This is a genomic window from Tardiphaga robiniae, assembly GCF_001618955.1.
Lineage (GTDB): Bacteria > Pseudomonadota > Alphaproteobacteria > Rhizobiales > Xanthobacteraceae > Tardiphaga > Tardiphaga robiniae_A.
The window spans coordinates 472347-496156 of record NZ_LVYV01000012.1 but is presented as its reverse complement, the minus strand read 5'-3'; the positions used below and the strand labels follow the sequence as shown (position 1 = coordinate 496156).

Annotated in this window: 24 protein-coding genes; 4 read left to right on the top strand and 20 right to left on the bottom strand. The window is 61.9% G+C overall.

The annotated features are described in order from the left end of the window. Positions 1–67: 67 nt before the first annotated feature. From A4A58_RS15575 to A4A58_RS15525, 11 genes are all read right to left on the bottom strand, one after another. Complete coding sequence (locus A4A58_RS15575; RefSeq protein ID WP_068733553.1) at positions 68–2395, bottom strand: putative bifunctional diguanylate cyclase/phosphodiesterase; 2328 nt, start codon at positions 2393–2395, stop codon at positions 68–70. A gap of 186 nt (positions 2396–2581) precedes the next feature. Then, positions 2582–3907: a Tol-Pal system beta propeller repeat protein TolB gene (tolB, locus tag A4A58_RS15570; protein ID WP_068733785.1), complete on the bottom strand. Its 1326-nt coding sequence runs from the start codon at positions 3905–3907 to the stop codon at positions 2582–2584. A gap of 76 nt (positions 3908–3983) precedes the next feature. Beyond that, a complete protein-coding gene (gene tolA / locus A4A58_RS15565) occupies positions 3984–5015 on the bottom strand; it encodes a cell envelope integrity protein TolA (protein ID WP_068733783.1) in 1032 nt (343 codons plus the stop codon). 52 nt (positions 5016–5067) lie between these two features. After that, entirely contained in the window at positions 5068–5541 is a 474-nt protein-coding gene (locus A4A58_RS15560; protein WP_068733551.1) for a biopolymer transporter ExbD, read from the bottom strand. Positions 5542–5578: 37 nt separating this feature from the next. Further along, positions 5579–6292: a protein TolQ gene (tolQ, locus tag A4A58_RS15555; protein ID WP_068733549.1), complete on the bottom strand. Its 714-nt coding sequence runs from the start codon at positions 6290–6292 to the stop codon at positions 5579–5581. Positions 6293–6679: 387 nt separating this feature from the next. Beyond that, a complete protein-coding gene (locus A4A58_RS15550) occupies positions 6680–7159 on the bottom strand; it encodes a DUF2852 domain-containing protein (protein WP_068733781.1) in 480 nt (159 codons plus the stop codon). 107 nt (positions 7160–7266) lie between these two features. Then, a complete protein-coding gene (locus A4A58_RS15545; RefSeq protein WP_068733547.1) occupies positions 7267–7971 on the bottom strand; it encodes a TetR/AcrR family transcriptional regulator in 705 nt (234 codons plus the stop codon). Between the two features lie 163 nt (positions 7972–8134). Then, entirely contained in the window at positions 8135–8560 is a 426-nt protein-coding gene (locus A4A58_RS15540) for a YciI family protein (RefSeq protein WP_068733544.1), read from the bottom strand. A gap of 27 nt (positions 8561–8587) precedes the next feature. Continuing rightward, positions 8588–9004: a YciI family protein gene (locus tag A4A58_RS15535; RefSeq protein WP_068733542.1), complete on the bottom strand. Its 417-nt coding sequence runs from the start codon at positions 9002–9004 to the stop codon at positions 8588–8590. Positions 9005–9135: 131 nt separating this feature from the next. Continuing rightward, the gene (locus A4A58_RS15530; protein ID WP_068733540.1) at positions 9136–9501 is read right to left on the bottom strand and encodes a nuclear transport factor 2 family protein; all 366 of its coding nucleotides are present in this window, start codon (positions 9499–9501) and stop codon (positions 9136–9138) included. A 5-nt stretch (positions 9502–9506) separates the two neighbouring features. Further along, positions 9507–10154, bottom strand: a complete 648-nt coding sequence (locus A4A58_RS15525; protein WP_068733538.1) for a glutathione S-transferase family protein — start codon at positions 10152–10154, stop codon at positions 9507–9509. 331 nt (positions 10155–10485) lie between these two features. On the opposite strand from A4A58_RS15525, the gene A4A58_RS15520 reads away from it, so the two are divergent. The 3 genes from A4A58_RS15520 (at position 10486) to A4A58_RS15510 (ending at position 15995) form a co-directional block, all read left to right on the top strand. Then, complete coding sequence (locus A4A58_RS15520; RefSeq protein WP_068733536.1) at positions 10486–12672, top strand: TonB-dependent siderophore receptor; 2187 nt, start codon at positions 10486–10488, stop codon at positions 12670–12672. Positions 12673–12770: 98 nt separating this feature from the next. Then, positions 12771–13574, top strand: coding sequence for an SDR family NAD(P)-dependent oxidoreductase (locus tag A4A58_RS15515; RefSeq protein ID WP_068733534.1), 804 nt, complete (start codon positions 12771–12773; stop codon positions 13572–13574). 174 nt (positions 13575–13748) lie between these two features. Then, the gene (locus A4A58_RS15510) at positions 13749–15995 is read left to right on the top strand and encodes a TonB-dependent siderophore receptor (protein WP_068733532.1); all 2247 of its coding nucleotides are present in this window, start codon (positions 13749–13751) and stop codon (positions 15993–15995) included. A 4-nt stretch (positions 15996–15999) separates the two neighbouring features. Here A4A58_RS15510 and A4A58_RS15505 read toward each other — a convergent pair whose 3' ends face one another. The 7 genes from A4A58_RS15505 to A4A58_RS15475 all read right to left on the bottom strand — a co-directional run bounded on the left by A4A58_RS15505 (position 16000) and on the right by A4A58_RS15475 (position 21321). Continuing rightward, on the bottom strand, positions 16000–16473 hold the full coding sequence (locus tag A4A58_RS15505) for a DUF1772 domain-containing protein (protein ID WP_349509577.1): 474 nt from the start codon (positions 16471–16473) through the stop codon (positions 16000–16002). A gap of 47 nt (positions 16474–16520) precedes the next feature. Next, entirely contained in the window at positions 16521–17720 is a 1200-nt protein-coding gene (locus A4A58_RS15500) for a multidrug effflux MFS transporter (RefSeq protein WP_068733528.1), read from the bottom strand. Between the two features lie 263 nt (positions 17721–17983). Beyond that, positions 17984–18391: a VOC family protein gene (locus A4A58_RS15495; protein WP_068733526.1), complete on the bottom strand. Its 408-nt coding sequence runs from the start codon at positions 18389–18391 to the stop codon at positions 17984–17986. A 15-nt stretch (positions 18392–18406) separates the two neighbouring features. Continuing rightward, entirely contained in the window at positions 18407–18808 is a 402-nt protein-coding gene (locus tag A4A58_RS15490; protein ID WP_068733524.1) for a DoxX family protein, read from the bottom strand. Positions 18809–18887: 79 nt separating this feature from the next. After that, on the bottom strand, positions 18888–20201 hold the full coding sequence (locus tag A4A58_RS15485; protein ID WP_068733522.1) for an RNA polymerase sigma factor: 1314 nt from the start codon (positions 20199–20201) through the stop codon (positions 18888–18890). Further along, positions 20198–20563: a YciI family protein gene (locus A4A58_RS15480; protein WP_068733520.1), complete on the bottom strand. Its 366-nt coding sequence runs from the start codon at positions 20561–20563 to the stop codon at positions 20198–20200. Before A4A58_RS15480 ends, A4A58_RS15485 begins: the two co-directional genes overlap by 4 nt. Positions 20564–20661: 98 nt before the next feature. Then, positions 20662–21321 carry a TetR/AcrR family transcriptional regulator gene (locus tag A4A58_RS15475; protein WP_068733518.1) on the bottom strand — a complete coding sequence of 220 codons (660 nt, stop codon included), beginning with the start codon at positions 21319–21321 and terminating at the stop codon, positions 20662–20664. 99 nt (positions 21322–21420) lie between these two features. On the opposite strand from A4A58_RS15475, the gene A4A58_RS15470 reads away from it, so the two are divergent. After that, positions 21421–22071, top strand: coding sequence for a glutathione binding-like protein (locus A4A58_RS15470; RefSeq protein ID WP_068733516.1), 651 nt, complete (start codon positions 21421–21423; stop codon positions 22069–22071). On the opposite strand, the gene phnE (A4A58_RS15465) is transcribed toward A4A58_RS15470, so the two are convergent. Both phnE (A4A58_RS15465) and phnE (A4A58_RS15460) read right to left on the bottom strand, forming a co-directional pair. Further along, complete coding sequence (gene phnE / locus A4A58_RS15465; protein WP_068733514.1) at positions 22072–22920, bottom strand: phosphonate ABC transporter, permease protein PhnE; 849 nt, start codon at positions 22918–22920, stop codon at positions 22072–22074. After that, on the bottom strand, positions 22917–23801 hold the full coding sequence (gene phnE, locus A4A58_RS15460) for a phosphonate ABC transporter, permease protein PhnE (protein WP_068733512.1): 885 nt from the start codon (positions 23799–23801) through the stop codon (positions 22917–22919). Before phnE (A4A58_RS15460) ends, phnE (A4A58_RS15465) begins: the two co-directional genes overlap by 4 nt. Between the last annotated feature and the right edge of the window lie 9 nt (positions 23802–23810).

Sequence of the window (23810 nt, the reverse complement as noted above, 5' to 3'; positions counted from 1 at the left end):
CCCTTTTGGCCTATTCGGCGCGCGAAACGAATGGAAATGGAAATTCGAGAGTGTGGCCCGCGGCTGGTCAGGCCGGCGCGCGCGTGGCCTCGACATTGGCGCCGGGCTCGATCACGCGACGTCCGTGGGACGCGTCCAGGAGCTGCCTGATCCGGGTCGCAGGCACCGGGCGGCTGAACAAATAACCCTGGGCCTCGCTAATCGTGCCGTCGGCACTGATCAGCTCGAGCTGCTCATTGGTCTCGATGCCTTCGACGACAACCGTCATTCCCAGATCGGCACTGAGGCGCGCGACGCCGCGCAGCAGCGTCAACGGACGGTCCGTATCGATCCCTTCGAGGAATGAGCGATCGATCTTCACCTTCTGCAGCGGGAAATTGTGCAGATAGCTCAGGCTCGAATAGCCGGTACCGAAATCGTCGAGCGAAATCCGGCAACCTGCCGCGTGAAGCTGCGCGAGGGCATCGTGGGTCCACTGCGTATTACGCAGCAGCGACGATTCGGTGATCTCGATCTCGAGACGACGCGCCGGCAGCCCGGACACATCGAGGGCGTAGCGTACCTCGCTCAACACATCGCGCTGATGAAACTGCTGCGACGAGAAGTTGACGGCGACGCTGACCGCGTCCGGCCACTTCATGCATTCGATACAGGCCTTGCGCAAAATCCAGCGGCCAAGATCGACGATCAGGCCCATGTCTTCTGCGACGGGAATGATATCGACCGGCGAAACAGTGCCGCGGACAGGATGATTCCAGCGCAGCAGCGCTTCGCAGGTCGAGATGCGTCCCGACTTCAGATTGACCAGCGGCTGGTAGTAAATCTCGAATTCTTCATTGGCGAGCGCCTGGCGCAGATCCAGTTCGAGCACGCGGCGCGCCTCGACCGTCTGGGCCATCTCGTCGCGGAAGAAGCAGAAGGTGCCACGGCCGGAGGCCTTCGCACGATACAACGCCATATCGGCGTTCTTCAAAAGGTTGTCAGCGCTGACATCGGGTTCCGTCAAGGCGATGCCGACGCTGGCGCCGATCTCGACCTGATGATTGTCGACCTCGTAGCGCTCACTGAGCCGTTCGACGATGCGACGCGCCAGATCGGCTGCATCATGATTTGTCTTGATGGCACGTTGGAATACGACAAATTCGTCACCGCCAAAACGAGCCACGAAGTCATCCGCGCGCAACATTTCGCGCAGCCGGTCGGCGACCATGCACAACAGCTGATCACCGCATGGATGACCAAGCGTATCGTTGACCTGCTTGAACTGATCGAGATCGACGAACAGCAGGGCCGACAGCGTGGATTGGTCCGAGCTCTTCAGCATGCGGCCGATTTCGTTCCGGAAACTGACCCGGTTCGGCAACCCCGTCAATTCGTCGAAACGCGCCATGTGGCTGATACGCGCTTCGGAATTGCGGCGCTCGGTAATGTCTTCAAGCAGAACGACCGTGCCGCCGCCGACCATCGGCTGAAACTTCCACGACAATGCGCGTTCGCTCTCGTGGGCATGATCAAGGGTCGTGATTTCGGCTGCCTTCGAGCTTTCAATCTCGGTGATGATGGTCATCGCGCTGACCGATGACACTGTCCCCGCGTTGACGCAGAGCGAGACGACTTCGCGAGCAGTCACGCCGCGCTGCACGAGATCCTCTGAAATCTCCATCATTGCGGTGAAGCGATTGTTGAGCACCGCCAACCGACCATCGGCGCCGAACATGCACAGGCCGTTGGGCATGTTGTTCAGCGCCGTATCGAACTGGCCGGCGATGGAGCCGACCCGCTCGGTGGCCAGCAGCGCCTTGACGTAGACGTCATGCAGACGAAGCGTGATCCGGCGCAGGCCGACAAAGAACAGGACGTTCAGAAACGCAAAGCCGATATAGTAGAAGTCACCGTGGATAATCAGTGCCAGCGCCATCGGACCGCACGCCAGCAGCACCTGCAGCTGCGCGATCTTCGGACGGCCATAGGTTCGGCCGGCACCGGCCGCGATATAAGCGACGGTCACTGCCGTACCAAGCATATGCGCGACCGGATCATCACTGCCGAGCAGAACGACCCAACACCACAGGCCCAACGCGGCTGCATAGAGCGAGCCGCCAACCATGTAATTGAATTCCCAGCGGATCGCCTCGTCAGGCGTCAGCGCGGTCTCGCGCTTTTCATAGCGGCTAAGCTGAAGGGCCCGCAAAGCGCCGATAACGATGATCAGGGCCGCGCATGGCCACAGCAAAGGATTGCCGGTCTTCACCGCAGTCATGACTGCGCCGGTCCCGGCACAGACCGCACCGGCCAGCATCGGAATCGGGTTCTCGAACAATGAATCGACGAGCGCCGTGTAGATCGACGGCGACATCGATTTGCTATTCGTCCGGTTGTGATCGGCGAGCTGCATCGGGCGTAAATGCGTCCTGTTCAGGCGCACATTGGTACCGGGTCCTGATGAAGTCTTTCTGAGGGAACATCGTTAGCGAACTGTTTACGCATTCGCATAAACAGCAAATCTGCTCGCGATTTCAGTGCGGTGGGCAAAGTTTGCCGGGAATAGCCGGTAATCCGCCCGCCGCCGCCAATCATTTGTTTACGATAGCAATGGCGACCACGCCGGATCTGACGCGAAGCCGGGGGTCGGAACCTTGAGTTCGTTACGGCCCGAAACGTCGACCGTAAACAGGGACGGGCCCCCGCCCGTATCGCGGAAGAACATGATCACGCGACCGTTCGGCGCGAAGGTCGGACCTTCGTTGTGATAGCCCGACGTCAGCAACCGCTCGCCGGATCCATCCGGCTTCATGATGCCGATCGAGAACTGCCCGCCGCCCTGCTTGGTAAAGGCGATATAGTCGCCGCGCGGCGACCAGACCGGGGTCGAATAGCTGCCTTCGCCGAACGAGATGCGCTGGGCACCGCCGCCGGTTGCCGCCATCGTATAGATCTGCGGCTTACCGCCGCGATCCGATTCGAAGCAGATCTTCGAGCCATCCGGAGAATATGACGGCGAGGTATCGATCGCCGGCGTATCGGTCAGGCGCGTCGTCGACTTCGACCGCAGATCCATGACGAACAGGTTGGAATTGCCGCCCTGCTGCAGGCTCATGATGACGCGCTGGCCATCGGGTGAGAAACGCGGCGAGAACGACATGCCCGGAAAGTTGCCGACGACCTCGCGCTGGCCTGTCTCGATATTGAAGAGATAGACCTTGGGATCACCCTGACCGAATTCCATATAGGTGATCTCTTGCGTCGACGGCGAGAACCGCGGCGTCAGCACCAGATCCGCCCCGCGCGTCAGGTAACGCACATTGGCGCCGTCCTGATCCATCAGCGCCAGTCGCTTGACGCGGCGCTCCTTGGAGCCGGTTTCGTCAACGAAGACCACGCGGCTATCGAAATAGCCTTTCTCGCCGGTCAGGCGCTCATAGATCTGGTCGGAAATGATGTGGGCGATACGACGCCAGTATTCCGGCGAGGTGAAATATTGCTGGCCAGCCAATTGCTGACCGGTGGCGACGTCCCACAGCCGGAATTCGGCCTTCAGGCGACCATCGCCCTGTCGGGTCATGCGGCCAGTGACCAGCGCCTGCGCATTAACGGTCTTCCAGTTCACGAAGTTCGGCGGCGCGTCGATATTGATCGCCTTCTCGACGAAGGCGGCCGGATCGATCGGCGCGAACAGACCGCTGCGCTTGAGATTGTTGGTGATGACCTGCGAGACGCCGACGCTCACCTCATTGTCCGCGCCAGTGCCAGCGGAGAAATTGGGGATTGCGATGGGCAGCGGCGCGACATTGCCTTCCGTGATCTGCACGCGCGCCTGCCCGAAGGCGGTTCGCGCACTGGTGCCCATCAGCAGACCGGTCGCCGCCATTCCTGTGATGATCTGTCGGCGGCTTGGGCGAAACAACATCGGGGGCAATCCATTCTTGTCGGTCATTATTGCGGGCTTTGCTCGGTATTCGTGATCGTCACCAGGAGTGACGTGCTCATGACCGTCGTTCGGTGAAAACGGGTTCGAAAAACTTCCACTCGTCAAAAAACGCCGTAGGCAGTTTATACGGCGCGCATTCGATGATCGCACGCAGTGCGCTCTCCTGATAGACGCGGAAATACGGCGTCGATGGATTGCTGATGGCAACCGGCGTCGTTTCCAACGACCCGTCACGCCTCAGCTTGACGCTGAAAATCGACTCGGTCATCTGCGCTTCGATGCCGCCATAGGGCTTCTTCCAGCAGCGCTCGACCTGCGACTTGAACATTGCGCCCCAGGTGGCGACGTTGTTGCTCGCATTGCCTTTCGCCAAACCCAGAGCCTCGTTCGGATTGAGGTCGGACCCCGTCACCGAATTCCGGGTTGGATCCCGCTTGTCGATCAGCGCCGCGATCTTCGACTGATCGAACACGCGCTCGGCCTTCTTGGCCTCTGCTGCCTTGGCCTGTGCTTCGGCCTTGGCTTTCGCGTCGGCGTCAGCCTTGGCTTTGGCCTCAACCTTCGCTTTGGCTTCTGCTTTAGCCTTGGCTTGCGCTTCGGCCTTCGCCTTGGCTTCTGTTTGCGCCTTGGCGTCAGCCTCGGCCTTCGCTTCAGCCTCTGCCTTGGCGTCGGCCACCGCCGCCGCTTTGGCTTCTGCCTTTGCCTTGGCATCGGCCGCGGCTTTCGCTGCAGCCTCGGCTTTTGCCGCAGCCTCTGCCTTCGCTGCTTCGGCCGCCGCTTTCTCGTCAGTCTTCGGCTGTTCCTTCGGCGCCGTCTCGGTGATCACCGGCGGCTTCTTGTCGTCGATCTTGCCGACGGTATCCTCGACCGGCGGCTTGGCCTCGGCGACCTTCTCCACCTTCGGCTTCGGATTTTCCTTCTTGCCGGTCTTTTGACCGACCATGGACTGGCTTTCGACGCTGATGTCGACCCCGACGGAATCCTCCGGCATCACTTCCAATGCCTTGGAAGAGAACGTGAGAAGTCCCCACCCTATCACGATGACGTGCAGGGCTACCGATGCGATGAGTGTCTTGTCGACCTTCACGATCAGATTTCCAATCTTGCTCCTGCCCAGATCAACCGGCTGTTCCACGAGCTTACGTCCCCTGCTCCGGCAGGATCACGATATTGGCCTTGAATCCGGCAGAGCGAACGGTGCCGAGCAATTTCATCATGTCCGTGTAACAGACGTCCTTGTCACCACGGAGAAACACGGTGTTGTCTGTCTCCGAACGCGTCGCTCGGATCGCCTTGATCTTGGCGTCGAGCTCACTCACCGGCACCAGGGCGTCGCCGACATACATTTCGACCGCCGAATTACAGCCACCGCCGGTGCGCTTCACCGACACGGTGAGCGGCGGAGCATTCTGCGATATCGACTTGCCGCCGCTCGCGATCGGCAGGTCGATATCGATGGTCGAGGTCATCAGCGGCGCCGACACCATGAAGATGATCATCAACACCAGCATGACGTCGACCATCGGGGTGACGTTGATCTCGGCCATGACGGCAGCGCGCCGGCGCCCGCGCCGACTTCCGCCACCACCGCCCGAGCCCACATTCATCCCCATGAGAGGGTGCTCACTTCAAGGTTCAATTCGTCACCCATCAGACGCGCTCGTCGATCTGGCGCGACAGGATCGCTGAAAACTCGTCGGCAAACCCCTCCAGGCGCTGGGCCTGTTTGTTCACTTCTGACGTGAATTTGTTGTAGAAAATAGTCGCCGGGATGGCGGCGATAAGGCCGATGGCCGTGGCGAACAGCGCTTCGGCGATACCAGGTGCGACCACGGCGAGCGACGTGTTCTTCGAGGCGGCAATCGCCTGGAAGCTCGACATGATGCCCCAGACGGTGCCGAACAGGCCGACGAAAGGACCGGCCGAACCGACCGTCGCCAGCACCAGAAGCCGGCGCTCGAGGCGCTCGACCTCACGGGCGATGGAGACGTTCATCACCTTGTCGATGCGCATCTGCAAGCCGGTGAAGGAGCGCGCCTGGCTTTCGAAAGACCGCTTCCACTCGCGCATCGCCGCGACGAAACACGCCGCCATCGACTGCGTCGGTTTGGCGGACAGCGCGCGGTACAGATCCTCGATGGACTCGCCGGACCAGAACGCCTGCTCGAACCGGTCCATGGCGCGCCGTGTGCGCGAATACAGGAACATCTTGTCGATCGCGATCGCCCAGACCCACACCGAACAGCCCAGCAGTCCCAGCATGACCGCTTTCACGATCCAGTGGGCCTGCAGGAACAGCGCGATCAGCGAAACGTCGGATGAAGCCAGCGGCAGGGCTGACTGCGCGACATCGGCCGGATTCATGAACGGTATCCTCTCAACGCAAAAATCCTCAATTTGCCAGCGACTTGCTCATCGCTGGTGCCGCGGCCACGCATCGCGCGCGGCGCGGAACGCCAGTGCAATGTTCTTGTTGTGTCGCATGGAGGGCTTGTCCGAAGCCGAGCCCTAAATTCCCTGCCAACATGTCAAAACAAGGGCTTGCACGCGTTTCTGCGGCTTTTACCAGACGCCAGTCATGGTTAATGCGGAGTTACCAAAGCGTGTTTTGGCCGAGAAATGAAGCGGTATTCGCTTGTTCGTGAAGGGCCCGTGACAAAGCAAAACCGCCCGCCTGAATGATCAGACGGGCGGCGATGTCGGCATCGGGCGAAGGGGGCGCTACGCCTGACGCCAATTAGTTCCGGGCTGTTAGCCCTGCGGCTGATTGTTATCCGATGGCGGAGTCGGCTTTGGGCGGTGCTGCGCCATGAACTGGTCGAACTCTTCCTTGTCCTTGGCGTGACGCAGGCGATCGAGGAAGTTCTTGAATTCGTGCTGTTCCTCCTCAAGGCGGCGCAGGGTTTCGACGCGATATTCGTCGAAGGCGCGGTTGCCGGAGGTCGGCGGGCCGAAGCCGAAGCCCGATCCGAAGCCTGAGCGCTCCATGCGGTTGCGCATGCGCTCCATCTTGTACTGCATCCGCTCCATCTTGTTCTCAAAACGGCCGTTACGATCCCAACAACCCATTTTTCTGCTCCCGAGTGTGAAAAAGAGAAGTGCGAGGCCAACCGGCCACCAGACGATAAAACCGAGCACGATCAGTATGATGTGCCATGGTGAGCGCATCTGGTAGGACACCCGATCATCGGCGGGCGGACCCCATCGATTGTAATCTGCAGCGTTGGCCATTTTCCTCTCCATCAGCGGCACCATGCCGCTTGTGAATGTAAATAACATTTACATACGTAGCTCACGGCCGGATTTTGTCAAGACGACCGCAAGGGGAGCGCCGCGAATTATTTTGGGGCGGTTCCCCAAGGACCCGATTTGGGCGCTGTAGTTGTGTCGGACTTGTGGACGTTTTGGTCGGTTGGAAAGCCCAGTCCGCGCAAATAAATCAGCGCGCCGGCTTCGAGCAGATCTTCCGGCGACATCGGCAGCTTGCGCCGCGCGGCATCGCCGCGGCCGAACAGGGAGGCCACGCCGTGCGCCAGCGACCAGATATGCAGCGCCATCATCATCGCCGGCGGACGCGTCACACCGGGCGGCGTTAAGGCGGCCAAACGTTCTGCCGCCGCACGGATCACACCGAAGGCACGTTCTCCCGCCGCGGCCAGTTCAGGACTGGAATCTACGGGGATTCCAGATTCGAACATCGCCGAATAGAAGGCCGGTTCAGTGCGGGCGAAAGCGAGATACGCCTTGCCGATCCGCTCGAAGGCCGTGACCGTATTCGGCCGGCCATCGTCCCACGCCGCCGTCAGCACCAGCTCGAACTGCTCGAAGCCACGCTGCGCGATGCTGGCGAGGAGGTCGTCGCGATCGCGGAAATGGCGATAGGGCGCGGCCGCGCTGACGCCAGCCGTGCGCGCGGCATCGGCGAAGGTGAAGCCCGCAGGCCCCTTCTCCGCAATCAGCCCCAGCGCCGCCTGCAGCAGGGCCTCTTTCAGATTTCCGTGGTGATAACCGCGCTCGCCGCGGCTGTCTTTGCGCCAGCTCATGTGAATGGCTTTAACATGAGCCGGGCCAAAAGGTCACACCAAAACGGTGTGACCGGCGCAAATTCCCTCAACAAATCAACGCCCGCCGCATGCGGAAATCCTGCGGCAGGCATGCGGCCGTGTTTCGACACGACCGTTTCATGCCCGTCACAGTGATTTTGCCTCAGCCGAGCCGCTTCGCGGTGGTCTGCATCTCCTCGAATCCCGAGGCGACGGCCTGCACGTCCTCCGGATAATCAGCCATTTCCTGCACCTGGCGGATCTCGATCACTTCGTTGGGCGTCGCCGGGCAGCGACTGGCCCAGGTGATGGCCTCATCGCGCGAGGCGACGTCGATCATCCAGTAGCCGCCGAGCACTTCCTTGGATTCCGCGAACGGCCCGTCGGTCACCACCGGCTTGCCGGATGGAAAGGACACCCGCGCGCCCATCGATGGCGGGTGCAGTCCGTCGCAAGTGATCAGCACGCCGGCATCCAGTAGCGCCTTGTTGTAGGCCATCATCGACGCGACGCGGTCGACATCCTCCGGCACGGTACCCGGCGCCGCAGTCTCATAGCCGCCGGGAATCATCAGCATCATGAATCGCATGGTCACTATCCTCGTTGATCTCGTGGCTTATTTCTTGGCGGCTTGCGCGCGCAGGTGCTCTTCCTTCTCGCGCAATTCGGGTGTGAGGGCGTCGCCGAAATCCTCGGCCGCAAACACCTGACGGATCTCGATCTCGTCGCCGGCCGCAAATGGCGCGCGCTTCATCCACGCGATCGCCTCGTCCTTCGAGGCGACGTCGATCAGCCAGAAGCCCGCTATCAGATCGCGCGTCACATCGAACGGCCCTTGCTTCACCGTCGGCTCACTGCCGGTAAAGGTGATCCGCGCGCCTTTCGATGTTGGATGCAGCCCCTCGCCGGCCTGCATCACGCCGGCATTGCACATCTCCTCATTGAACTTGCCCATCGCGGTCAGCCGTTCCGTCGTCGGCATCACGCCGGCTTCGGTGTCCTTGTTCGCATGCACAATCACCATGAAACGCATTTGTCTCTCCCGTTTACGTCATCGACCGGACTGGGATTCATTGCCCGCCACAACCCAGCTCTGCCAGAATGACGAATGAGCTTTTGGCAGACCGACATCTCTTTCGACATTATTTCCGAGGTCATGCGACTTTACGACGCTTGCTTCTGAAACACCCCATCCTTGTACGTCGCGCCGAAATACACGTCGATCGACCGGATGAGATCACCCTCGAAGCCGAAGACTTCGGTGTTGCGAAAACTCTTGCCGTCCTTCGCCACGCAACGATAGGTCACGAAAGCCACATCGCCATCGACCGCGATACGCTCGAGATCATGCTGCGCGATCCAGTCGGCGACACGCCAGCAGAGGGCGAAATAGGTTGCCTTGTCGATCCCGTCATCGAACGGGCTCGTAAAGGTGAAGTCGGCCGTGAACGCATCTTCGACGGCCTTGCGGTCGTTGCGCAGATAGGCCGCAAACAGGTCTCGGATAACCCCGGCCTTGTCGGCACTCATGATGCTCACTCCTGCGGGAACATATGTGCGTACGGCTCCGCCTCCTTCACCACCCGCGCGAATGATGGACGCGCCAGCAGCCGGCCAAGATAGGCCGAGACGTTGCGATGCGCATCTCCGAACGGATGCACCTTGTTCGCGTAGTAGAGCGCTGGCGCAGCTGCACAGTCGGCGAGCGTGAACGCTGCGCCCATCGCCCACGCGTTCGTCACCATCTGCCTGTCGATCATACCGTAGGACGTGGTGAGCTGAGCCCGCGCCATGGCCACACCATGCGCATCCTTCTTGTCGGCCGGCACCAGCCTGTCGCCGACGATCTTCTGGGTCGGCGTGTGCACATAGAGATCGTAAAAGCGATCGCGCAACCGCGTCTGCAGTCCGAGATCGCCATCGGGGATAAAGCGCGTGTGGTCCGGAAAATGCCGGTCGAGGTATTCGATGACGATGGAGGACTCCGGCACGATCGCGCCGCGCGCATCGTCCTGCAGCACCGGGAATTTTCCGATCGGCCACAGTTTCAACAGCGCCGCGCGCTCGGTCTCGTCGCCGAGATTGACCATATGCGGCGTGAACGGCGTGTCGTTCTCGTAGAGCGCGACCAGCGCCTTCCAGCAATAGGACGACAGCGGATGGAAATGCAGGGTGAGGGACAAGGGAACCTCCTGTCGGGATGGATGAAATACATCGCCGCTACATGAGCCTGGCGAATGACGTCAACCAAGGACGAATGGGCTCTACGTATCCCGACAACTACTGGCCCATTTTCGCTACAGAGGAGCCAAAATCCATCCATACAGGCCTTGGGCATGTTCAGAGATCGAAAAGTAGAACGATACTAAACTGGCAACCTGTGGAAATGGCCATTTGCCGTTCACACCGCTTCACGCGCGCGTTACCGACTTAGCTGAAAATTAGCTAAGGAGCGTAAGCGTGGCCACTTCCCAAACCTCACAGCGACTCTTCGGAGCGTCTATCGCAGTTCTTATGACCTTCGCGATCGAAGCTCCGGCGCAGGCGCAGAGCCAGCTCCCGCCCGTCGTTGTCGAGCAGGCCAAACCGCGTGCCACGCCGGCACGTCCGCAGCGGTCGCAGGCGGCGCGCTCTACAAGTCGTCGAACGGCGGCGCGCAGCACCGCGGCACCCGCAGCAATAGCAACAGCCCCCACCTCCCGCGCTGAAACCGGCACGAGTCCAGTACAGGGCTATTCCGCCACGGTCAGCGGAACCGGCACCAAGACCGACACGCCCTTGAATCAGACGGCACAGTCGATCAGCGTCGTCACCGCCGACCGCGTCAGGGATCAGGGCGTCAGCAGCATCCAGGAAACCCTACGCTATGTGCCCGGCGTATTCGCCGAGCCCGGCGGCGTCGATTCGCGCAACGATTACTTCAAGGTCCGCGGCCAGGACCCGAACGTCTATCTCGACGGCACACGCGTCAACAACCGCAACGAGTTCAACGAGTGGCGCGTCGATCCCTACATGCTCGAGCGCATCGAGGTGTTTCGCGGCCCCGCCTCCGTGCTGTATGGCGACACATCGACCGCAGGCCTCGTCAACCTGATCTCGAAGCGCCCGCAAGCGGAATCCAAAAATGAAGTCGGCGTGTCGTTCGACAATTTCGGCCGTAAGCAGGTCCAGATGGACACGACCGGCAAGCTGACCAAGGACGGCGAGTGGCTGTATCGCTTCGTTGGCCTATTCCGCGACAGCGGCACCCAGGTCGATTTCGTGCCCGACAACCGCATCGTGCTGTCGCCCTCGCTGACCTGGCGCCCGACCACCAATACGAGCTGGACCGTGCTCGGCACCTATCAAAAGGACAAGACCGGCACCACCAACGGTTTCCTGCCACGCGTCGGCACGCTGGTGCCGAGCGCCAGCGGCTATATCTCGCGCGATCGTTTCGTCGGCGATCCCAACACTGATATCTACCAGACCGAAACCGGCGCCCTCAGCAGCCTTTTCGAACATCAGTTCAATGATGCGGTGAAGTTCACGCAGAACCTGCGCTACGCGCATGTCGAAGGCGTCTATCGCAGCGTCTATGCGAACGTGTTCTCGACGGACCCGTTCCTCGATCCCGCACAGCGCACGGTGAACCGCTACACGTCGAACCAGGAGGCGTCGAAGGACAACTTCACCATGGACAATAACATCCAGGTGAAGGCGCTGACCGGCGCGCTGTCGCACAAATTCCTGTTCGGCGTCGATTACCGCGACGTCAAGACGCGCGCGTCTGCCGGGGGTGGTTTCGACGCGACGCCGTTCGACCTTTACGCGCCTGTCTATACCAGCCTGCCCGTGCCCGACTTGATTGCCGCTCCGGACACGCGGCAAAGCCAGACCGGCATTTACGGGCAGGACCAGATGCGTCTCGGTCCCTGGCTCGCCACACTCGGCATTCGTCAGGATTATGCCAGCACGCGTCGGATCGGGGAGGACAGCGACAGGTCGGCGACGACCGGGCGCGCGAGCCTGATGTATGAAACCGCGTTCGGCTTCAATCCCTATGTGGTGTGGGCGCAGTCGTTCAATCCGGTGTACTTCAGCGCGGCGTATGGCGGCAGCTCCTGCGCCGACGGTCCCTGCAAGGACCAGCGTGGCGAAACCTATGAGGTGGGCTTCAAGTACAACCCGAACTCTGTCCTGGCGATCAACGCTGCGATCTACGACACGGTAGAGAGAAACCGGCTGGCCGCATCCGCCGATATCACCAAATCGAGCCAGATCGGACAGGTCCGCATCCGCGGCGCCGAGCTGGAAGTCATCGGCAAGGTCACGCCCGATTTCGACCTGATCGGCAGCTACTCCTACATCAATGCCAAGGTGGAAAGCGGCGACAATATCGGCAACAGCGTCGAAGGCGTGCCCCAGAACCAGGCTTCGCTGTGGGGCAAGTATCGCCTGGCGGCGCTCGGCCTGCGCGATGTCACGGTCGGTGCCGGCGTACGTTATATCGGCGTATCCTATGACGAGAGCAATCTCGTCAAGATTCCCGACTATACGCTGTTCGACATGATGATCGCCTATGATCCCGGCCCCTTCCGGCTGCAGATCAACGCCAACAACATCTCCGACGAGCGATATGTGGCGGCGTGCTACGCCCGCGGCGACTGTTATTACGGCCTCGGGCGCACGGTGCTGGGAACCGCGACCTACCGGTTCTGACGCCGAACCTTCCGTCAGGATTACGCAGCGGCCGGGCTTGTCCCGGCCGTTGTCGTTCTCTAAACAGCCCTGCAACGATCAAGACGACAGGGCAGGACATGACCAAGGCTGACGGCAAGGAACAGATTCGCAAGGTTGCACTCGTCACCGGCGCCGCACGCGGCATTGGCCTTGCGGTCGCCAAACGCTTTCTTGGCGAAGGCTATCGTGTCGCACTGCTGGATATCGAGCGCGATTTGCTCGACGCCAGCGTCAAGGCGCTGAACGATCCCGACAACACGCTGGCGCTGCATACGGATGTCTCCGACGCCGCGGCTGTCGATAAAGCCTTTGCCGCCACGCAGGCCCGCTTCGGCCGGCTCGATGCGCTGGTCAACAATGCCGGCATCGCGAACTTCAAGCCTCTGCTCGAGACGACGCTGGAGGAATGGGAACGCATCATGGCCGTGAACCTCACCGGCCCGTTCCTGTGCACCAAGGCGGCCGCACCGCTGATGCGCGAGCATGGCGGCGGCGCCATCGTCAACATCGCCTCGATCTCGGCGCTACGCGCGTCCACGCTGCGCGTCGCCTACGGCACCAGCAAGGCCGGCATCATTCACTTCACCAAGCAGTCCGCTGTCGAGCTCGCGCTGCTCGGCATCCGAGTCAATGCGGTGGCGCCCGGTCCTGTCGAGACCGCGATGGCCAAGGCCGTGCACACGCCGGCGATCCGCGCCGATTATCACGATGCGATTCCGCTGAATCGTTACGGCGGCGAGGACGAGCTCGCCGACGCGATCTTCTTCCTGTGCAGCGACCGGTCGAGCTACATCACCGGCCAGATGCTGGCGGTCGACGGCGGTTTCGACGCCACGGGCATCGGCCTGCCGACGCTGCGGCGCGAGGGTATCAACGGCTAGCGAAAGTCGCGCCCGGATGACATTCAGCATTGCGCGACTGCCGATTCCATCGCGCACCTCCGCCACCTTAGAGAGATACTAATTCCAGACTAATTGTATGACGCCCCGGACGTCTTTCGGCTGCGTCGCTGCGTGATAAGTCGCCTGCATCACTTGGTAATGGGGTGCGGGCAAATGAAATTCAAATCTTCCACACATCTGGGATGGCTTGTCGGGACGGCGCTGCCGATGCTGGCGCTGGTCACGACGCCATCGCAGGCGCAATCGCCGCAAGGCAGCACCGCATTGCCAGCCGTCGTGGTAGATCAGCCCGTTCGACCGGCCGCGCGTGCGCGCGCGACCCGCCCATCGACAGCACGCGCGCGTGCAACACGCCAGGCCGCGGCGCGCAACAATGCGCCGGTTGCTGCTGCCACCGCAGCTGCCGGTGTTCGCGCGGAAACCGCCACCGGCCCGGTGGAGGGCTATCTCGCCAATCGCGGTATGGGCGGCACCAAGACCGACACGCCACTCCGCGAGACTCCGCAGTCGATTTCGGTGGTGACAGCCGATCGCATCACCGACCAGGGCGGCCTGTCTGTCCAGGAAACCCTGCGCTATGTGCCCGGCGTGACCGCCGATCCGTTCGGCGGCGATGCCCGCGGCGACTACACATTGATCCGCGGCCAGGAGCCGAGCCGCTATCTCGACGGCATGCAGGGCTCGCGGCTCAGCCAGGTGCTGGAATGGCGCCGCGATCCCTACGCGCTGGAGCGCATCGAAGTGCTGCGCGGGCCATCGTCGGTGCTCTATGGCGGCTCGTCCACCGGAGGCGTGCTCAACGAAGTGTCGAAGCGCCCGCAGGCCGAATCCCGTAACGAGATCGGCGTGCAGTATGGCTCCTTCGACCGCAAGCAGTTGCAGATGGACTCCACCGGCAAGCTGACCAAGGATGGCGAGTGGCTGTACCGCTTCGTCGGCGTACTGCGCGATTCCGATTCGCAGGTCGATTACGTGCCGAACGACCGCATCCTGCTGGCGCCGTCGCTGACCTGGCGGCCGACCAACGACATCTCCTGGACCGTGCTCGGCAATTACCAGAAGGACAAGTCCAGCTCGTTCAGCGCCTTCCTGCCCATCGAGGGCGTGCTGAAGCCCGGCCCCAACGGCTATATCCCCGTCAATCGCTTCGCCGGCGAACCGAATTACGATCGCTACAACATCACCACCGGCGGCGTCACCAGCCTCTACGAGCAGAGCTTCGGCGATGTGCTGAAGATCAAGCAGAGCTTCCGCTACAGCCACACCGACGGCGATTACGCCATCATGTATCCGGACCTGTATTCCAACCCGACCAACCCATTCCTCGACGCCGGCCGGCGGACCGTACAGCGGATCTACTACGCCCGTCAGGCCGCGAAGGACGCCTTCACCTCCGACAGCAATGCCGAAATCAAGCTGCAGACCGGAGCGGTGTCGCACAAGGTGCTGGTGGGCATCGACTATCTCGGCCTGCACGAGAAAACCCGCAGCGGCAGCGGCCTCGATCCGCGGCCGTTCGATCTGTATGCGCCGGTCTATAGTAGTTTCTCCGCGTCGCTGACCGACGATCCCGCGGCCCGACAGGGCCAGACCGGCTTCTACGCGCAGGACCAGATGCGGCTCGGCCCGTGGCTGGCGCTGCTCGGCGTGCGGCAGGACTATGTCAACTACAGCATCGAAGGACTGCCGACCCAGAACGACAAGGCCACCACAGGCCGCGGCGCACTGATGTATGAGCTGCCGTTCGGTATGACACCGTATTTCTCCTACGCGCAGTCGTTCAACCCGGTATTCGGCGCCGGCACCTGCGAAAACGGGTTCTGCAAGCCGGTGCGCGGCGAGCAGTTCGAGGTCGGCTTCAAGTACAATCCGTTTGCCGGCACCGCGATCAATGCGGCTATCTACGACACCACCGAGCGCAACCGGCTGTCCTCCGGACCCGGCGTCTTCTCGATCCAGACCGGCCAGGTGCGGATCAAGGGCGCCGAACTGGAAGTGCTGACCAGCGTCACGCCCAATCTCGACCTGATCGGCGCCTATGCCTATACGGATGCGCGGATCGAATCCGGCGACAATGCCGGCAAGCGCGTCGCCAGCGTGCCGCAGCAGCAAGCATCATTGTGGGGAAAATATCGCCTGGCATCGCTCGGCCTGCCTGACGTCACCGTCGGCGCCGGCGTGCGCTATATCGGCGAATCCTGGGACGGCATCGACGTGCTCCGCACGCCCGACTACACGCTGTTCGATGCCATGGTGCGCTGGGACAATGGCCCGTGGCGGCTGCAGTTCAATGCGACCAATATTGCCGACACCCGCAACATCGCCACCTGTCTGTCGTTCGGCGACTGCTTCTACGGCATGGGCCGCACGCTGCTGAGCACCGCGACGTATCGGTTCTGAGGTACTACTGCGCGCGCAGGGCCAGCATGAAACACGCCAGCGCGCCGGTGGATGCCACCGTGCGCACGTGGTTCCAGCGGGTCCAGACCTCAAGGTAGTTGCGCCACAAGCTAGCGCCTTCGGCACTGTCCGGCGAGACCGCGGCAAGCGTGTCGTTCAGCGGCACGTTGAACACCATGGTCACCAGCATCGTGCCGACCACATAGAGCACAGCGCCCGCGATCAGCCAGGCCGCGCCAGGCTGTGACCATCGGACTACGCCGAAGATCGCCAGCACGACGCAGAGTAGCGCCGTACCCATGAAGGCTGTCATGAAGATGGGATTGAGGATGGTGGTGTTGATCGACTGCATCGCCGCGATGCCTGATGGCGCCGGCAATTTGCCGAACGCGTTCATGATCGTGACCGAAAACACGAAGAACAGTCCGGCCATCAGGCCCGATCCGATTGCCGCCAGAAATGTCAGACTGAACCACATCCGCCTCATCCCTCACCTCTGCACGGGAGACAGACTAGCAGCCTCGCCTACTCGGCGAGCTGCGGCGAAAGTTCGCGCGGACGCAGCGTGGCGATACTGACGGCAAGCGCGCCAAACGCCGTGCAGGCGATGGTCGCCACCATCGGCAGCGAGGTGCCGTCGAAGAACAGTCCGGACACGCCGATCATCAGACCACCGGTGACCATCTGCAGCGTACCGCCCAAGGCGGAAGCGATGCCGGCGATGGGGCCATGATTCTCCAGCGACAGCACCATGGTCGACGGGATCACGAGACCAAGGAAGGCGAAGGAGACGAACAGCAGCGGAATCAGCACGGCCAGGCTGGTGAAGCCGGCCAGCGTGAGCGCCAGCAGCACGACTGCGAAAAACGCATAGGCCGACACCGCCGCCATCACCACACGCCCCATGCCGAAGCGGCCACCGAGGAAACCCGCGAATTGCGAGGCGCCGATGAAGCCGATCGCGTTGACCGAGAAGGCCAGGCTGTATTGCGTCGGCGTCAGGCCGTAGTGACCGATATAGACGAAGGACGACGTCGCGAGAAACGCGAAGAAGCTCGCCATGCCGAGGCCACCGATGAAGGTGAGCCCGAGAAAGTGCCAGTCGCGCAGCAGCTCGCCGAAGCTGCCGAGCACATTGCGCACACTGCCCGAGATGCGCTCATGCGCAGGGCGCGTCTCCGGCAGCAGCGCTGCCACAAGGACGAGAGCGAGCACGGCGGCGATGGTCACGGCAACGAACACCGCGCGCCAGCCGAACGGCACGATCAACGCACTGCCGCCGAGCGGTGCGAGGATCGGCGACACCGAGAATACCAGCATCACCAGCGCCATCAGTTTCGTTGCTTCGACGCCGGTGTGCAGATCGCGAATGATGGCGCGCGGAATCACGCCCATGGCGGCGGCGCCGAGGCCCTGGACGAAGCGGAACGCGATCAGCCACGCCACGCTCGGCGCCAGCGCACAGCCGATCGAGCCGGCGATAAACAGTGTCAGGCCTGCATAAAGCGGCGCCTTGCGGCCATAGACATCGGATAGCGGGCCATAGGCGATCTGGCACAGGCCGAAGGCGATGAAGAACGCAATCAGCGTCATCTGCGTCGCCGAGGTCGTGGTGTGCAGATCGGCGGTGATCGCCGGCAGCGCCGGCAGATACATGTCAATGGCAAAGGGGCCGACGGCAGAGAGCAGGCCGAGCACGATGGCGTTGCGGGTAAAGGCGGACATGAGAAAATCTTTTTCTTTCAGAATCGATGCAGTGACGCGCGGACCGCGCGCTCCTTCTCCCCGCACTGCGCGGGGAGAAGGTCGGGATGAGGGGCCGGGCATGGCGCATCCACAACGATGGTCTATTGGATCGCGCTGTGAGACGCGACCGTTGTCTGCAGTGTCTGCGATCAGCTTAGTGCCCCGCCCCTCACCCGCCGCAAAGATGCGGCGACCTCTCCCCACGCAGGGAGGGGAGAGGTTGGGCAAGCGCGCGTCTCACATCACTCCATCGCGCAATTGATCATCCAGGGCGCGCCGAATTTATCGACACACATGCCAAATCCCTTTGACCAGAACGTGGCGCCGAACGGCATCTTGATGGTGCCTCCCTCGGACAATGCCGCGAAGACCTTGGCGCCATCTGCAGGATCCTGGATCTGCAGACAGACCGACATGCCCTGCATCTTCTCGAAATAATCCGGCGGCGCGTCCGAAGCCATGATGACCTCGCCATCGACCGAGATCTGGCCATGCAGCACCTTCTTGGCCATCGACGGTGGCATCTGTTCCGCCGCGGGCGAGCCTTCCACATGCATAATGACGTCGATCTTGGCGCCGATCGCCTTCACATAGAAATTGAGCGCCTCTTCGCAATTGCCGTTGTAGTGAAGATAGGGATTGACCTGCATCGTCGTCTCCTCCGGTTAAAAATCCTGGTTTCGGATCGGGATCATCGCGCGCATCGCGGGATCGCGCAGGTACAGCCCACCCCATGCCATCACGCCGATGTAAAAGCCAAACAACAGATGCGTGAACAGCGGGCTGTCGATACGCAGATGCGTCGCCATCGCGCCGCCGAGCAGACCCGTGAGCAAAATGGCGCCGAAAACGGACGTGCGCGGGATCGCGTAAAGCAATGCGCAGAGCAGCGTGAGGACGCCAAGGCCCCGCGCCTGCGCCATACTGCCGCTATAGCCAAGCTGCTGCATGGTCTCGGTGACCTCCTTGATCGGCACGAGCTTGATGCCGCCATCCATCACCAGAAAGAGAATGACGAGGCCGCTGAGAATGCGGCCGATCCAGAGCGCGGTACGGGAGATGGGCATAGAGTTGTCCTGTGGTTCGAATAGATGGTGTCGTCTCAAGGACGAGCGAGATCGGCGCAATCCGACACCGCCATGAAAATTATTCTGGAGTAGCCGCCTTGTTCTTCGCCTGATTCTTGACCTTGTTCGCGGCCTTTGGCCGCGGCTTGCTCTCCAGCATCAGCCGATCAAGATGCATCCGGATGTGATCCGCCTCCGCCGAGGTATTGGCCAGCGCGATGGCGCGGTTGAAGCTTTCGCGGGCTTCATCGTTGCGGCCGAGCTGCATCAGATAGGCACCCTGCACGCCGAAGAAGTGGAAATAGTTCGAGAGCTTTGCGGCCAATGGCGCGATCATCTCCAGCGCGGCTTCAGGACCACGCACTTTCGAGACCGCCACCGAGCGGTTGAGCGTGATCACCGGCGATGGTTGCAGGATTTCCAGCGAGCCATAAAGCAGCTCGATCTGTGCCCAGTCGGTGTCTTCCGGTTTCGCCGCGCGGGCATGGAGCGCGGCAATGGCAGCCTGGATCTGATAGGCGCCGGTGCGGCGATGGCGCATCGCCTTGTCGATCAATGCCAGACCTTCGGCGATCATCTTGCCGTTCCACAACGTGCGGTCCTGATCGTCGAGCAGCACCAGCGCACCATTGGCATCGAAACGCGCCGCCGAGCGGGCATATTGCAGCAGCATGAGCGCTGCGAGGCCCATGATTTCTGGCTCGGCCGGAAACAGCTTGAGCAGCAGCCGTCCCAGGCGGATCGCCTCCTCGCACAAGGGTGAGCGCAGATCGATACTTTCGCCTGAGGCCGAATAGCCCTCGTTGAAGATCAGATAGAGCATGGCGGCCACGGCAGCGAGACGCTCGCTGCGCTCCGGCGCGCCCGGCGTCTCGAACGGCACATTGGCCTTGGCAACGGCAGATTTGGCGCGGGTGATGCGCTGTTCCATCGCGGCGTCCGAGACGAGGAACGCACGGGCGATCTGCTTCACCGTCAGGCCCGAGACGATGCGCAGCGCGATCGCGATCTGCTGCGTCGCCGGGAGCTGCGGATGGCAGCAGATGAACAGCAGCCGCAGGATATCGTCGCGATAATGCGATCCATCGAGACGCTCGGCCAGTTCGCTCTCGGCATCGTCCAGATCAGATATCGCTTGGTCGTCCTCCGGCAACGGCTGCTGCTTCGCGCCGCGGCGGATATCGTCGATAGCGACGTTGCGACCGACCATGATCAGCCACGCCGCGGCATCGCGCGGCGGCCCATTTTGCGGCCAGGTCTTCAGCGCGCGCAGGCAGGCGTTCTGGAACGCCTCCTCTGCAGTGTCGAGATTGCGGAAATAGCGCAGCAGCGCGCCGAGCGCCTGGGGACGCGCGGTAGTCAGCGCCGCATCGATCCAGGCGACATCGGTCATGGCTGAAACGCTCCGTGGAAGACGCCGATCGGTCTGATTTCATAGGCGCCGCCGGGATTGGCGCGGCCGAGTTCCCCGGCGATCTCCAGCGCGCCATCGAGATTCTCGGCCTCGACCACATAGAAACCGAGCAACTGCTCCTTCGTTTCGGCGAACGGGCCGTCCAGCACCACCGGCGGCTCGTCCTTGCGCAGCGTGGTCGCCGCGGTGGTCGGCAGCAGGCGCGCCACGGGGCCGAGCCGGCCCTGCTGCGCGAGCTTGGCGTGCACGACGGCGAGCTTCGCCATCACAGCGTCGTCTTCGTCCTTCGACCAGCCGCCGACAACGGCTTCATCATGGTAGCAGAGAATGGCGTAAAGCATGGGATCTCCTTGGATGAAAGACGGTCGGCATCGTGCGATGCCGACAGGTTAGCGGAAATTATTGTGAAGCCGATCGGATTTCGCGCCGAGGGAACCGGCTAGCGCGCCGGGCCGCAGAGCAAGGCAATTGCACCTTTCACGATCACATCCAGCTCAGTGCGGGGAACACCGGCTCGAGCGCGGATCGACAGCGAAAACAATGTCGCCGACGCCATCTGCGATAGCGCCGCAACGTCCACGGTGTCAGGCATCTCGCCGCGCTTGATTGCGGTGCGAAAGCACCAGCCGAATGCATCGTCGACATCGGCAAAGCCGCGATAGACGAGCTCACGGATGTCAGGATCGGCAATCGCATCCGAAGCCACGGTCATCACCGTGAAGCAACCGCGCGGCTCCTCACCGGTGAGATAGATGTCGAGCGCGGCATCGAAGAAGCGGCGCAGGCGCTCGCGGATGTCGATATCGGCCTTGAAGATGGCGACCATCGGAACCGTGTAGTCATCGCGGTAGCGTTGATAGGTCTTGAGATACAGCGCGCGCTTGTCGCCGAAGGCGCCATAGAGCGACGGCCGGTTCATGCCGGTCACTTCGCTGAGATCGTCGAGCGACGTCGCCGCAAAACCGCCTTTGCGAAACAGCGCCAGCGCCTGCTCGATCGCCACATCGGGCTCATAGGCGCGTGGCCGGCCGCGGCGCTTCGGCTCGGTGGCTACCTCCGGCTTCGCCACGGCGACGAGCTTTTTCTTTTTTTGTACCATTTCGCATTAAATTCCTTGACCCGATTTATATTATGCGAGACGGTACGAAAATCAACCAACGGATCGGCCGCAACGATCCGTCAGCTCAAGGAGGCTTCCATGGATCTGTATTTCTCCCCGATGGCCTGTTCGATGGCTACCCGCATCGCGCTGTATGAGGCCGAAGCCGGCGCCGACGCGCGGTTCTTCGAGGTCGATCCACTGAACAAGCAAGTACGCAACGACGGTTCGGATTTCCGCGACGTGAATCCGCTCGGCCTGGTGCCGACGCTGCGCACCGACGATGGCGTCATCCTCACCGAGAATGCTGCGATCCTGCAGCATGTCGCCGACTGGTTTCCGCACTCCCCCATCGCCGCGGGTTCGGGCATCGACCGCAGCCGGCTGCAGCAGTGGCTGTGTTTCATCGGCACCGAGCTGCACAAGGGCCTGTTCGTGCCGCTGCTGGCCAAGAAGGCGCCCCCGGAGATGAAGGCCTATGCACTACAAGGCGGATTGTCGCGGCTGACCTATCTGGAAAACCATCTCGCGGGACGCAACTTCCTGCTCGACAAATTCAGCGTCGCCGACGCCTATCTTGTCACGGTGCTAAACTGGACGATGGTGTTGCCGGAGATCGATCTGAACAACTGGCCAGCGATCAAGGCCTACCACAAGCGTCTGCGCGAACGGCCGAGCATTGTGCGCGCGGTGACCGAAGAGTTCAAACTGTTCAAGGCCGAACAGGAACGCCACAAAGCGGCGGCGTAATTACGCCACCGCACGGCGGCCGATGATGGCAAAGCGCAGTCGGCTGGAAATCCAGTCGATTGCCGCCACCGCGACCAGGATCATCAGGATCAGGAACGAGACCTTCTGCCATTCCAGCACGCGGATCTGCTCCGCGAGCTGGAGACCGATACCGCCTGCGCCGACGATGCCGATGATGGTGGCGGAGCGCGTATTGGACTCAATGAAATACAGCACCTGCCCAGCGATGACCGGCAGGACCTGCGGCATCAGACCGAAGCGGATCTCGTGCATCGCGCTGCCGCCGGAGGCGCGAATGCCTTCGACCTGCTTCTTGTCGGCGGCTTCAATGGCTTCCGAAAACAATTTGCCAAAGGCGCCGAAATCCGAAATCGCGATCGCCAGCACGCCGGCGAACGGGCCGAGACCGACCACATTGATCCAGACCAGCGCCCAGATCAGCGTATCGACGCCGCGAATCGAATCCAGAAAACGCCGGACCGGAAAGCGAAGCCATGCGGACGGAATGACGTTGCGTGCCGCGAGCAGACTGACCGGCAGCGCGAACACTGCAGCGAGGGTCGTGCCAAGCAGCGCGATCGACAGCGTCTCGCCCATCGCATGCAGATAGGCAGGCAGTGACGAACCGGGATTCGGCGGGATCATCATCATGGTGATCCAGCCGAGTTCGCGCAGGCCGGTCCACATCCGCGCCGGCGAGAAATCGAGTTCATTGAGCCCAAAAATAAACAATGCCAGCGCCGCGACCAAGATGGCCGGCACACCGGCGCGCGAGGCCATCGGGCGGTTGAAGACATCAGGATAGCGCCCGCGCAGCTCCTGGGTGTTGGTGTCAGGCTGCCTGCTCATGATCTGGCTTCCTTGCCGAACAGACGACCGCGCAGCCAGCCGGTGCCGATGTCGATGATGAATACGGCGACGATGATCATCAGCAGGATCGCACTGACATCGGAATAATAGAACTTTCTGACAGCAACGACGAGTTCCTGACCGATGCCGCCAGCGCCGACGAAGCCCATCACGGACGCGCCGCGCACATTGATCTCGAAGCGCAGCAGCGTGTAGCTGGCAAAGCCCGCCGCGACCTGCGGCAGCACCGCAAAGCGCATGCAGTCGACCCAGCCCGCACCGGTCGAGCGGATGCCTTCCACGGGCTTCATGTCGATATTCTCGACGATCTCGCCATAGAGCTTGCCGAGCGCGCCAACGCAGTGGATCGCGATGGCTAGCACGCCGGCCATCGGGCCGAGGCCGAAGGCGATGACGAAGATCAGCGCAAACACGATATCCGGCACGGTCCGGCAGAATTCCATGAAACGCCTGACAGCAAAGCGCAGCGGCGCGGATGGAGCGGTGTTCTCGGCCGCGAGAAAATTCAGCCCGAAGGCCAGGACGGCACCGATTAGTGTGCCGACATAGCTGATCAGCACGGTCTCGCCGAGGAGCGACAGCCACTTCTTCCAGCCCCAGAACCATTCATTGACGTCGGTCCAGACCCGGGTGCCAGCCTCGAGCGTGAAGATACGATCGAAGTAGCTGCCGAAGTTTCCGATCTTCTCGATGAAGGTCCTGAGATTAACCTCGGCACCGAGCGCCGCGACGAACAGCGCTGCAAAACAGGCCACCACGACGAACAGCGTGCGCAACCGCCGGCGTGCCACCGCCTTGCGGTAGGCATCGTTCAGCGCAGCGAGCTGCGGAGCCGGAAGGATGGAAACGGCGGCGGACATGAAAGGTTG